Origin of the sequence: Demequina pilifera (assembly GCF_048814985.1) — a bacterium.
Lineage (GTDB): Bacteria > Actinomycetota > Actinomycetes > Actinomycetales > Demequinaceae > Demequina.
Map to the genome: position 1 here is coordinate 183,196 of NZ_JBMDTW010000001.1, position 12,465 is coordinate 195,660.

A 12,465-nucleotide genomic window follows, 5' to 3' on the forward strand; every position below is an offset into this window, starting at 1 on the left:
CGACACGCCGGCCCGGGCCGCCACCGCCTCAAGAGTGGGGGCGGCGGCCCGGACGTACGCGCGGTCCTTGCTCGCGGTGCGCGCGAGGCGAGCACTCACGTGCGGCTCGCGCCGGCCCGGGACCGGGTCGACGCTGGGGACCTGAGTCATGGCCTACCCCTTCAAGGCGCCCTGCATGATGCCCGTCACGAGCTGGCGACCGGTGAAGACGAACAGGATGAGCAGCGGCACGGTGGCCAACAGCACACCCGCGAGGACCAGCGAGTAGTCCACGAAGTAGTTCGCCTGCAGCATCGACAGCGCCACGGGCAGAGTCGGATTCGACTGGTCGAGCACGATGAACGGCCAGAAGAAGTTGTTCCATGCTGTCACGAATGTGAACAGGAACAGCATCGCCGCAGCCGGCCGCGCGGCGGGAACCGCCACGTGCCAGAACGTGCGAATCATGTTGCAGCCGTCCACACGCGCGGCCTCGATGAGCTCGCCGGGCAGCGACTGGGTGAGGTACTGCGTCATCCAGAAGACGCCGAACGCCGTCACCAGCGCCGGGATGATCACCGCCCCGACGCTTCCCGTCCAGCCGAAGTCCGCCATCAGGATGTACAGCGGCACCACTCCCAGCTGCACCGGCACCGCCATGGTCGCGATGACCGCGACGAACAGCACGCCGTTGCCCTTGAACCGCAGCTTCGCGAATGCGAACCCCGCGAGCGTCGACAGCACCACCGTGGTGACGGCGACCGTCGTCGAGACGATGATCGAGTTGCCCAGCGCCTTCCAGAAGTTGACCGCCGGGTTCTCGATCACCGTCATCGAGTTCTCGATGAAGTTTCCACCGGGGATCCACGACATGTTCGGGTCCCGGACGGTGCTCGAGTCACCCGAGCCGATCAGGAGCGACCAGTAGAACGGGAACAGCGAGGCCACGATGACCGCGCCGAGCGCGGCGTAGACGAGCCAGCCGGGCCGCTGGATGTGGATTGAGCCTTTGCGGGCCATCACTTGCCCCCTGTCGAATCAGAAGAGACCAATCGTCGAGTGACCCAGAAGTTCACGAGGCCGATCACGACGATGAGCAGGAACAGCAGCCACGCGATTGCGGACGCTCGCCCGAAGTTCAGCTCGCCCCAACCGGTGTTGTACATGTACATGGTGATCGTCAGCCATTGCTGATCGGCGCCGCCGTTGCCGGCGGTGTCGAACATGCGCGGCTCGTCGAAGATCTGCAGTCCGCCGATCGTCGAGGTGATGATCACGAAGATCGCGGTGGGTCGGATCTGCGGCAGCGTGATCGAGAAGAAGCGCCGCAGCTTGCCTGCGCCGTCGATCGCCGATGCCTCGTACAGCTCCCGCGGCACCGCCTGCATTGCTGCCAGCAAGATCAGCGCGTTGTAGCCGGTCCACCGGAAGTTGACCATCGTCGCGATGGCCCAGTGCGAGGCCAGCGGGTCCTTGTGCCACTGGATGGCGTCGATCCCGATGATGCCGAGCCAGCTGTTGAACAGTCCGTACTCGTCGGCGAACAGCTGCGAGAAGATCAGCGCGACCGCGACCGGCATCACCACGTAGGGAAGCAGGACGGCCATGCGCCAGAAGGTCCTGGCCTTGAGGTGGTGGTCCAGCATCGCCGCGATGAACGTCGCGAGAATCAGCTGCGGGATGGTGGACAGCGCGAAGATCGAGAAGGTGTTGCGCAGCGAGATCCAGAACTTGCGATCGTTCAGGACGAACTCGAAGTTGCCGAAGCCGATGTACTCGCCGGAGTTGCGGATGGTGTCCCAGTCCATCAGTGAGATGACCGCGGTGTAGACGATCGGGAACAGGCCGGTGAGGCCGAAGACGATGAAGAACGGCGCGATGTAGAGGTAGGGCGATGCCTTGACGTCCCACCGGCCGAGGCGCTGGCGCATGGTGTACTCGCTGCGCGCCGGCGCGTCGATATCTGTCGATGCCATGAGGTTCCTTTGCAGGGTCAGGAGCTAAGGATGAGAGCGTCCGGGCCGCCTCCCGGAGGAGGCGGCCCGGACCTCATGCATCGGTGTTAGCCGATCGCCTCGATGTCGGCGACGGCCTTCTCCCACGAGGTGGCCGGGTCATCCGTGCCCTCCTCGACGCGAGTCAGCGCGTTGTTGATTGCGTCGTTCACCTGGAAGTAGAACTCTCCCTTGAACGGCGACGGCACCACGGCCTCCGCACGCTCGGCGAAGATCTCGCCGATCGGCGCGTCGTTGAAGAACTCGTTCACTTCACCGGTCACGGCCGGGTCGTCGTATGCCTCGACCTGGCTCGGGTAGGTGCCAGCGTTCGCGAACGCCTTGGCCTGCTGCTCGGGGGCGGTCAGCCACGCGGCCAGCTTGGTGGCCTCTTCGATGTTCGCGCCGGAGGCGGGAACGGTCAGCCAGGATCCACCCCAGTTGCCGCCACCGTTCGGGTAGACGTTGGCGAGGTTCCAGTCGGTCGTGTCGGGCGCGTTGCCCTCGATGACGCCGAGCATCCACGGCGGGCACAGCATGGTCGCGTAGGCACCGTTGGACAGACCGGCGAACCAGTCCTCGGACCACTGACCGAACTTCGACGACTGAGTCTCGGACGCTGCCGTGACCTGGTCGTAGAGAGCCTTGACATCGGGGTTGTCGAGCACCATGAGCTCACCCGAGTCCGGGTCCTCGTAGGCGACGTCGAGCTGGTTGACCATGCCCTGCCACACGCCGGCGGCCGAGTCGTAGAACGCGGAGCCGGTGGCGTCGACGTAGTCGTCGCCCACGGCGAAGAAGTTGTCCCAGTCCCCTTCGAGCAGGTCAGCGACCTCGGCGGGGTCGGTCGGCAGACCGGCCTCCTCGAACAGGTCGGCGCGGTAGCAGACGCCCTGGGGGCCCGTGTCCGTGCCGTAGCCGATCAGGCGGCCCTCGGAGTCGGTGGCGCCGGCCTCGACGTAGTCGACCCAGCGGCCCTCGACGTCGGGCGAGGACAGGTCCGTGAGGAGGTCCGCGTACTGCATGACCTCGGGCATCCAGTCGACCTCGACCATCTCGATGTCGGCGAGACCGCCGGGGCCGAGCTTGGTGAAGAAGTTCTCGCGAGCGTCACCCGACTCCGCGGCGCGGTTGTAGGTGATGTCGACGTGGTCGTTGAGCGCCTCGTACTCCTCGATGAGGTCGTACTGGTACTCAGCGTCGGTCTCCGAGTTCGACAGGCCCGGGGTGTTGAAGGTCGCGATCGTCAGCGAGACGGGCTCGCTGCTGGTCTCGCCGTCGCCTGCATCGGCGGTGTTCTCCGTCGCCGTCGTCGTGTCCTCTTCGGGCTCGTCGCCGCTGGCACAGCCGGCGAGGGTCAAAGCGAAGATCGCGGCACCTGCGGTCAGTGCCAGCGTCTTCTTACGTCGCGTGAAACTCACGTCCACTCCTTTGTGATCAGATTGATTTCGGACTCGTGAGAGCGCTCTCCCCTGCGTGAGAGCGCTCCCACGAATCGCATTCACGCTATGCCCCGGCAACCCCGGTGTCAAACCCTGAACACGCTTGCAAAACGTTTCGATACCGATTCGTTACTTGGGCGGATCAAAACGTTACGATATGTCAGCGAGGCCGCCGCCGAGGCGCGCCCGCGCACCGGCGCCCACCGACACCCACCGGCACCCGGACCGCCCCCGTTGACGGTCCCAACGCCCGCTGCCAAGGTGAGGGCATGACCACCTCAGGGCGGCCGAGGGCCGCCACCCGCGCATCGGCCGCGTGCCTGGTGGCGCTCACCCTCGCCGGCTGCGCCGCAGGCGCACCCGGGCTCGATGATGATGCCCCCGTGGCGACGTACGAGTGGAATGCCGAGGGCGGCGATCAGGCGCTGCTGGAGGGCGAACTCACCCTCGAGGACGGCTGCGTCTACGTGGTCTCCCCTGACGGCCTCCGCACCCTCCCCCTGTTCCCCGCAGACCGGGTGGGGTGGGACGCCAGCACCCGGACGATGACCTACGGTGGGGCCGATTTCGACATGGGCGAGCCCGTCGCGGCGGGCGGCGGCTGGGGGTCACCGCCAGGCTCGGCGTCCATCCCGGACGCGTGCGAGCCTGACGAGTGGGGCGACGTGATGCGCGTCCAGGATGTGTCGCTCGCAACGATGAGCGACCGCGGCTACTGAGCCAACTGGACGACTCAGCGGTGAGAAAGACTTAGGCCAACTGGACCGTCGTGAGGCAGGTCGGGTCCTCGGGCCCAGTGCCGATCGCGGTCTCGGCCGAACCGGCCGCGCCCTCGATGCGCAGCGTGGCGTCGATGTCCCGAGGCAGCCATACGCCAACGAAGCCGTTGTCGAACGTCGTCATGGCCTCGTCGACCAGCACCTCGCCCGTCGCCGAGTCCGTGACGGTGACCTGGAATTCCTCATTGCCCAGTTCCCCCACGCACGTGGTGAGGCTGTGGAAGTAGCACTCGTGCGTGGTGTCCACGAACGGCGCGAAGGACAGGTAGAACTCGTCGCCGTCGAGTTCGACGGGCTGGGGCTCCGGCCAGTCGGCGGCGGAGATCAGCACCTCGTCGTAGCGCACCGAGGCCATGAGACCCTCGGGCCGGTCCGACAGCGCGGTCTCGTCGAGAGTGTCGACCAGCTCCTTGCCGTCCAGGCCCTCGAGGCCGTGGGTGGCGAGCAGCGTCTCCACGGGACCCGTAGCGCTCGTGCTTGCCGGCGCGGCCGGGTTCGAGTCCGCAGCGGACTCCTCGGCGGCGGTGCACCCCGTGAGGAGGAGTGCGGCGACGGCGGCGATGGCGAGTGATGTGCGCATGCGACTACGGTAGGCGATTCCCGAGGGTGCACAGACAGGACGCGGAGCACACGCGACTTGTGGCTCGGAGCGCTCGCCGGCCCCGGAGGCTCAGACGTCCCGCGACATCAGGGTCGCCTGGCCCAGCACGCGAGAGCCGTCGTAGACCACCAGCGACTGTCCCGCGGCCACTCCGCGCATCGGCTCGTCGAGCACGACCGTCACCCGGTCGCCGTCGCGCGTCACGCTGCCCGGCACCGCCGCGCCGTGCGCGCGGACCTGGGCCTGGCAGCGCGTGGCGGAGGTCGCCGGCACGTCGGGGGCGAGCCACACGGCCGCGTCGGCTTCCAGCGTCGACACGGACAGCAGGGTCTCGGGGCCCACGGTCACGACGTTGCGGGACGTGTCGACGTCGGTGACGTACCGAGGCGCGCCGTCGGGCGCGGGGCGGCCGATCCCCAGCCCGCGGCGCTGCCCGACCGTGTACGCGTACGCGCCCTCGTGCTCGCCGACCACGGTGCCGGTCTCGTCCTGAATCTCACCCGGGCTCTCGCCCAGGGCCCTCTGCAGGAAGCCCTTGGTGTCGCCGTCGGCCACGAAGCAGATGTCGTAGGAATCGGGCTTGTTGGACACACCCATCCCGCGCGCTGCGGCCTCGGCGCGCACGTCCGCCTTCGACTCCGCAATGCCCAGCGGGAACATCGACCGAGCCAGCTTGTCCGGCCCCATCACGGCCAGCACGTAGGACTGGTCCTTCGCCGCATCGGCCGCGCGGTGAAGCTCCCGCACACCGTCCTCGCGGATCTCGACGCGGGCGTAGTGCCCGGTGCAGACGGCGTCGAAGCCGAGCGCCTGCGCGCGCTCGAGCAGGGTGTCGAACTTGATGTGCTCGTTGCAGCGCACGCACGGGTTGGGGGTCCGGCCGGCCGCGTACTCCGAGAGGAAGTCCTTGACCACGGTGTCGTGGAACTCGTCTGACAGGTCCCACACGTAGTACGGGATGCCCAGCTTGTCGGCGGCCCGGCGCGCGTCGTGCGAATCCTCGATCGAGCAGCAGCCACGCGATCCGGAGCGGAACTCGTCGCGGTTGCGGCTGAGCGCCATGTGGACGCCCACCACGTCGTGGCCGGCCTCGACCGCGCGCGCGGCGGCGACGGCGGAGTCGACTCCTCCTGACAAAGCGGCAAGAACGCGCATGGGAACCTCGGGACGGCGGTGTGGGACCCGTCCATGGTACGCGGCCTCGCCCGCCCCGCGGTTGGTCGCGCGGGCCATCGGCGACGCCTGCCGGGCCGAGCCTCGGCCCTGCTGGGAAGGCGGGCTAGGCCCTCAGGCGGCGGCGCAGCTCCGTGAGGGCCTCGGCGTCGCCCCCGTGGGCGAGGTACCACCCCTCGACGCCGCCGTCGTGGGCGTCCCACGCGTCGAGGACCACCTCGATCGCACCCGCGGGAGCGCGCAGCACCTCCTTGGGCACGGAGGCCAGCGGCGTGTCGCCGATCGACGTCCGGCTGCTCGACAGCATGCGGGCGAGGACGCCGGGCATGTGGTCCTGAGTCAGTGCGTAGTCGGCGACCACGCGGGTTCGCTCGACGCCGAGCAGCCGCAGGATCAGCGCGATGGAGACCCCCGTCCGGTCCTTGCCCGCCGTGCAGTGCACCAGCACGGGCGCAGGCGCCCGCGCCACCTCGCTCACCACGGCCGTCAGGGTGGCCGCCGCGACCGGCGCGATCATCACCGCGTAGAGGTCTGCGAGGGAACGGAGCGCGCCCCGCGCCTCGCGGTCGGCGAAGGCCGCCGCGTCCAGCACATCGAGGCCGACTATTCGCGCCCCGCCCTCGAGCGGGTGGGCGTCACCCTTCTCGTGGGGCCCCCGCAGGTCGACGACGGTGGCCGGCGGCCACGTCACCACCCCCTCCGGTGGAGAATCGCCGATCATCGGGGCATCGGACCGATACACGACGTCCCGGACGAGACCGGGCGACGCGTCGCCGAGGTCCCGGACATTCGCGAGGCTGTGAGTGGCCCTGCTCATCACGCGATGACGCCAATAGACCCGGCCCCATGCGAACAGACCGCGCAGCCGCATCATGGTCCTCCGCGTGACCGCACGCGTTATCCGAACACGCTCGAGTCGAAGGTGCCCGCGGCCTTGCGGGCCCGCTCGACGGCCTCAGGCAGCACCTCGACCAGGGCGTCGATGTCGTCCTGGGTGGTCGTGTGCCCGAGGGAGAAGCGCATGGTCGACGCGGCGTCGCGCTCGGGTCGCCCCATCGCGATCAGCACGTGGCTCGCCTGTGCGACGCCGGCCGAGCACGCGGAGCCGTTGGAGGCCTCGACCCCGTGAGAGTCGAGCACGAACATCATCGCCTCGGCGGCGCAGCCGGGGAACACGAAGTGGACGTTTCCCGGCAGTCGCTCGGGGCCCGGCTCCGGGCCCGAGAGGCGGGCATCGGGTACAGCGGCGCCGATGCGGTCGATCAGTTGGCGCTGCAGCGCACCGAGGCGTTCGGCCTCGGCCTCGAGCGTTTCCACCGCGTGCTCGGCGGCGACGGCGGCCGCGCGGAAGCCTGCGGCGTTGAGCGTGCCCGAGCGGATCTTGCGCTCCTGACCGCCGCCGTGAGTGAGGGGCGTGATGGCGAGGTCGCGCCTCGCGACGAGCGCCCCCACCCCCACCGGTCCGCCGAACTTGTGGGCGCTGACCGCCATGGTCCCCAGGCCCGAGGCGCGAAAGCTGACGGGGATGTGCCCCACCGCCTGCACGGCGTCGGCGTGCACCGGGATGTCGTGCTCGGTCGCGATGTTGACGATCTCGCGCACCGGCTGCACCGTGCCCACCTCGTTGTTCGCCCACATCACGGAGATCAGCGCGATCTCGTCGAAGTGCTCGGCGACCTCGGCGCGCAGGGCGTCGAGATCGACGCGGCCCTCGCGATCCACCGGCAGCGCCACGGAGGTCGCGCCGTGCTCGGCCTCAAGCCAGTGAACCGGGTCGAGGCCCGCATGATGCTCGATGGTCGTCGTCACGATCCTGGTGCGACGCGGGTCGGCCTGGTGGCGTGCCCAGTACAGGCCCTTGATGGCGAGGTTGTCCGCCTCCGTCCCGCCGGAGGTCCAGATCACCTCGGTGGGGTGGGCGCCCAGCGCCGCGGCCATGCGCTCGCGGGCGTCCTCCACGACCGAGCGCGCGAGCCGGCCGGACTTGTGCAGGGCGGAGGGGTTGCCGACCCGTGCGAGCTCCTCCGCGAACGCCGTGCGGGCCGAGTCCAGCATCGGCGTCGTGGCGGCGTGATCGAGGTAGTGCGGGGACATGTCGGGAAGTCTAGCCACGCGGCAAGGCGCCCGCCCGCGGAAGGATCCGGGGACGGGCGCCTTGGCTGATCAGACTCGGCGATCCGATGCGCGGCTGAGGAAAGCGGCGATCGCATCACGCGTGACGGGCTCGTACGGACGGAACGTGCCGTCCGACCAACCCGCGACGATCCCCGCGTCGGCAGCCCACTCGATCGCGAGATGGTGCTCCGAGGTGTCGGCTGTCACGTCCGAGAACGTCGGCTCCTGCGGAGCGACGAACACGGGCTTGCCGGCGATCCGGTACAGGAATGCCGCCATCGCGTCGCGCGTGACCGAATCGTACGGACGGAACGTGCCGTCCTCCCATCCCTCGGCATAGCCCGACTCGAGCAGCCACATGATGGCCTCGTAGTGCTCGAGCGACTCGTCCACGTCGCTCGGGACCTCGCCCGCAGACTCGACCGGGGCGCCATCCTGCCAACGGAACAGGAACGCCGCGATCGCGTCACGGGTGGCGTGGTCGAACGGACGGAACGTGCCGTCGTCCCAACCGGTCGAGATGCCCTGCTCCGCCATCCAGATGATGTCCTCGTAGTGCTCGAGGGAGTCGTCGACGTCGGAGAACGTGGGCGTGGACCCACCGAGAGCCAGGCCCACCAGCAGCGGGTCGTGGTCCGAGGTGCGGTACCAGTCCGGTGCGTAGAGGCTCGCGATCTGGGCCTCCGACTTGAAGTCGGTGTTGTAGTCCAGCACCGACACCTCGTCGGCGTTGATGTTCACGTGCGCCGATCCCGTGACCTGCTCGGTGAGGCTCGACGAGGCGAACACGTAGTCGAGCGCCCCCCACTGCCCGTCAAACACATAGGAGTAGCCCTCCTCGCCCAGGTCGACGAAGCCCGCGTCGCGCAGCACGTCGATCGGGTCCTCCTGTGCATAGGAGTTCAGGTCGCCGAGGATGAAGACGTCCGGGTCCTCGACACCGGTCGGGGAGTCGGCGACCCAGTCCACGATGGCCTCGGCCGCGAGCGTGCGGGTCTCGTTCCAGCACGACGCACCGTCGCCCAGGTCCGCGTTGGCGCCGGTGGCGCTGCCGCATCCCTTGGACTTCCAGTGGTTGGCGACGACGGTGAAGGTCTCGCCGGTGGCGGTCTCCTCGAAGGTCTGCGCGAGCGCGGGCCGGTTGTTGCTGTCATCGAAGCGGGAGTCGACGGTGGAGTCGAGCACCGCGATGGTGCCCGCCTCCGAGACCGCGGTGGTGTCGTACAGCATCCCCACGCGAATCACGTCGGTGCCCACCGTGCCGGAGTCGACGTACGAGTAGGTGCCCGCGCCGACGACCTCGTTGATCTCATCCGCCAGGTAGGCGAGCGGCTCGACGCCGGCGGAGTTCTCCATCTCCATGATGCCGATCACGTCGGCATCCAGCTTGACCATCGCATCGACCAGCTTCTCGGTCTGGCGGTCGAGCTCCAGCTGCGAGTCCGCACCGCGGCATCCCTGAGGGCTGCCGACCGGACCGCACTGGTTCCCGTCGGTGTCGATGGTCGTGAAGTAGTTGAGCACGTTGAAGCTCGCGACCGTGAGCGAGCCACCCACCTCGGGCGCCTCCGTCGGACGCGGGTTCTTCGACGCGACGACCGGGGCATCCGTGTCGGGCGAGGCCGGGCGCACGCGCCAGGCGTTGCCCGAGGCCCCGTTGCCGGCCCAGGTGTAGGTCATGACGCCCGTCAGGCCCGTCACCGAGTCGCCGCCACGCAGCGGGTTGTCCGCGGTCAACGGGTTCCCGCCGCCGCCGTAGATGATCTCCTCGGGGTTCTGGTTGTTGAAGGCGTCGTCGAGCTTGATGCGGTTGAGGTCGTTCGCCGCCTGCACCGCATTCGCCGCGGCGCCAGGCTCGGCGACGGTGGTGGGCTGGTCGAGACGGTCGCCGCTCGAGACGGTGATCTCGCCGAAGCGTCCGAGCTGGTAGAACTCGGTGACGAACAGCTCCTGGTTGAACTCGACCAGCATGCCCTCGTAGCGCTCGGCCTCGGCGTCGTCCACGAACGGCAGCGTCACCGACGCCGGGGTCACCGAGGCGCCAGTGCCGAGCACCGTGACATCAGCGAAGCTGGCCTGGGTCTGGCCCTGGTACTCGGACACCTCACCCGTGACCGACACAACGTCCCCAAGGGCGACCTCGTCGGCGCCTGCGTTGAACACGAAGATGCCCTCCGACGTGGCCGGGTTGTCATCGACGTCCTCGTCGCGCGACTGCACGTAGAAGCCGCGCAGGTTGGGCTGAGCGCCCTCGTAGTCGCCCACCACGACGCCCTCGAACGTCACGGTCTCTCCCGCAAAGGGCGAGGTGTCGCCCTCGCCCTGGATCGCGCCGATCCCGATCGGTCCGTCGGAGACCGTGAAGGTTGCGGAGGCGTCCGCCTCCATCGCCAACGGCTCGTCGCCGTCGAGGTCCGTGACGGCCGATGCGGTCACGGACACCGTGCACTCCTCACCCTCGGCGAGGTCGGCATCGGGGGTGAGCGTGAAGGTCGTCGGGCCGCCGGTCACAGCGAACGCCACCGTTGCGGACTCCGTGCACTCGAGAGCGAAGGCGCCGTCGGCATCCACCGCCTCGGTGAAGCGCACCTCGACGGCGGCAGCCACGCTGACGTTCTCGGCTCCATCGGCGGGGCTGAAGGAGGCGACCGCAGGCGCCTGGTCCTCGCCAGGCTCGGTGCCGCATTCGGAGGTGTGCGAACCCAGGCCGTCGTGGACCATGTCGCCAGCGTCGGTCCACTCGCTGAGGTCGAACGTCGTCGTGCCCGAGCAGATCTCGGCGTTGCGCCGCAGCGATACATCCACGCCGAAGTTCTCGCCGGTGCCGGGCTCTCCCAGCACGTCGATGCGAGCGTCGCCGTTGAGCAGCACGACAGCATCGTTTCCGTTGAAGGCGGTGACCCCGCTGGTGATGTCGGAAACGCTTGTGATGGACGCGTTCGCACCACTGTTTCCGATCACGAAGGTCTCACCGTCGGCCAGGTCTCCGGAAAGTGTCGTCGTGCTGGTCGGGGACGTGTTCTCGTTGGCGTAGAGCTCGACGGTGTAATCCGACAGGTCGACTGTCGCGCCCGTGCCATTGTAGATCTCGAGGGCCTTGTTGTTGCCGGATCCGCCCTCGACGTACTCGGAGAAGAACAGGTCAGAGGCGGATTCGGCTGCGGCGGAAGGCACCGCGACGAGTAGAGAGGCGCCCAGCGCGCCCAGTGCAGAAGCAGCGCCGATTCGGCGCGTGAGTGATGTTGGGGTAGTCACGTTCTTCACTCTATGAAGCGATAACGCCCCTGCCATTGCGCCTAGGAAAAGCCTGCGTAACCGTTGTGTGAATGGTGGGTGTCATCGGCCCCCACAGGGGCGAAAGAGCATCGCGAGCCGCCGAACGACCGGGTCAACTGAGGGCGCGCCGACCGGCTGACCACAGCGCGCGACGAGCGCACCCGGTTGATCCGGCCCGTCGGTCCGCCCGGACGTCTCCCGGACGTCTCCCGGAACCGCATCACCGGCGCTACCGTGGGAACCATGGCTACCTGGTTCATCACCGGCTGTTCGACAGGAATCGGCCGCGCCACCGCGGAGGCCGCCGCGGACGCGGGTCACACCGTGGTCGCGACGGCACGGCGTCCCGAGACTCTCGACGACCTCGCCGCCGCACACCCCGAGCTCGTGATCCCGCTCGCGCTCGACGTCACCGACGACAGCGCCGTCCAGGCCGCAGTCGACGAGGCCGAGCGCCGCACCGGCGGCGTGGACGTGGTGGTGAACAACGCCGGCATCGGCGCCTTCGCCACCATCGAGGAGACGCCGGCAGCCGACGCCCGTGCCGTCATGGAGGCGAACTTCTGGGGAGCCGCCGCGGTCACGACCGCCTTCCTCCCCCACCTGCGCGCGCGGCGCGCCGGCCACATCATCACCATCTCCTCGATCGCCGGCGTGCGCGGCTCCGCAGGTCTGGGTTACTACAGCGCCTCCAAGTGGGCGGTCTCGGGGTTCATGGAGTCGCTGTGCAAGGAGGTGTCTCACCTGGGAATCAAGGTGAGCATCATCGAGCCCGGCCCGGTCCAGTCGCAGTGGATCCCCTCGGGCACCAAGGTCCACGATGGGCTCGACGACTACGCCGAGGTCATGGATCCGTACTGGCGGCGCATCGACGCCCTTCCTGGCAATCAGCCCGGCGACCCGCACGCCCTGGCGCGAGTGCTCCTGCAGATCTCCCAGATGGACGATCCGCCCCTGCACCTGCTGGCCGGCCGCCACGCCATCACTCAGGGCCGCGGCAAGGCCGAGGGCCTGGCGGCCGAGATCGACGCGTGGGAAGAGCTGGGGCTGTCGATCGACACCCGCGGCTGACGCACGCCCTGGCACACGCAGCAACTGGCGCCCAC

At 68.8% G+C, this 12,465-nt stretch carries 10 protein-coding genes; 2 read left to right on the forward strand and 8 right to left on the reverse strand.

Going from position 1 to position 12,465, the window contains the following annotated elements; translation table 11 throughout:
- Positions 1-153 precede the first annotated feature (153 nt).
- The 3 genes from ACNI14_RS00810 to ACNI14_RS00820 all read right to left on the reverse strand — a co-directional run bounded on the left by ACNI14_RS00810 (position 154) and on the right by ACNI14_RS00820 (position 3,394).
- On the reverse strand, positions 154-999 hold the full coding sequence (locus tag ACNI14_RS00810) for a carbohydrate ABC transporter permease (protein ID WP_420518030.1): 846 nt from the start codon (positions 997-999) through the stop codon (positions 154-156).
- Positions 999-1,955, reverse strand: coding sequence for a carbohydrate ABC transporter permease (locus ACNI14_RS00815; RefSeq protein WP_420518031.1), 957 nt, complete (start codon positions 1,953-1,955; stop codon positions 999-1,001). The genes ACNI14_RS00810 and ACNI14_RS00815 overlap by 1 nt, the downstream gene beginning before the upstream one ends.
- Positions 1,956-2,041: 86 nt before the next feature.
- Entirely contained in the window at positions 2,042-3,394 is a 1,353-nt protein-coding gene (locus ACNI14_RS00820; RefSeq protein ID WP_420518032.1) for an ABC transporter substrate-binding protein, read from the reverse strand.
- Positions 3,395-3,684: 290 nt separating this feature from the next.
- Here ACNI14_RS00820 and ACNI14_RS00825 point away from each other — a divergent pair, with 290 nt between their 5' ends.
- Positions 3,685-4,134: a hypothetical protein gene (locus ACNI14_RS00825; protein WP_420518033.1), complete on the forward strand. Its 450-nt coding sequence runs from the start codon at positions 3,685-3,687 to the stop codon at positions 4,132-4,134.
- Positions 4,135-4,165: 31 nt separating this feature from the next.
- Here ACNI14_RS00825 and ACNI14_RS00830 read toward each other — a convergent pair whose 3' ends face one another.
- From ACNI14_RS00830 to ACNI14_RS00850, 5 genes are all read right to left on the reverse strand, one after another.
- Entirely contained in the window at positions 4,166-4,774 is a 609-nt protein-coding gene (locus ACNI14_RS00830) for a CueP family metal-binding protein (RefSeq protein ID WP_420518034.1), read from the reverse strand.
- A gap of 90 nt (positions 4,775-4,864) precedes the next feature.
- Positions 4,865-5,950, reverse strand: a complete 1,086-nt coding sequence (gene mnmA / locus ACNI14_RS00835) for a tRNA 2-thiouridine(34) synthase MnmA (RefSeq protein ID WP_420518035.1) — start codon at positions 5,948-5,950, stop codon at positions 4,865-4,867.
- A 124-nt stretch (positions 5,951-6,074) separates the two neighbouring features.
- Entirely contained in the window at positions 6,075-6,785 is a 711-nt protein-coding gene (locus ACNI14_RS00840) for a tyrosine-protein phosphatase (protein WP_420518036.1), read from the reverse strand.
- 80 nt (positions 6,786-6,865) lie between these two features.
- The gene (locus ACNI14_RS00845) at positions 6,866-8,062 is read right to left on the reverse strand and encodes a cysteine desulfurase family protein (RefSeq protein WP_420518037.1); all 1,197 of its coding nucleotides are present in this window, start codon (positions 8,060-8,062) and stop codon (positions 6,866-6,868) included.
- Between the two features lie 69 nt (positions 8,063-8,131).
- Positions 8,132-11,338: an ExeM/NucH family extracellular endonuclease gene (locus ACNI14_RS00850; RefSeq protein WP_420518038.1), complete on the reverse strand. Its 3,207-nt coding sequence runs from the start codon at positions 11,336-11,338 to the stop codon at positions 8,132-8,134.
- A 264-nt stretch (positions 11,339-11,602) separates the two neighbouring features.
- Between ACNI14_RS00850 and ACNI14_RS00855 the strand changes: the two genes are divergently transcribed.
- A complete protein-coding gene (locus tag ACNI14_RS00855) occupies positions 11,603-12,430 on the forward strand; it encodes an oxidoreductase (protein ID WP_420518039.1) in 828 nt (275 codons plus the stop codon).
- Positions 12,431-12,465 lie beyond the last annotated feature (35 nt).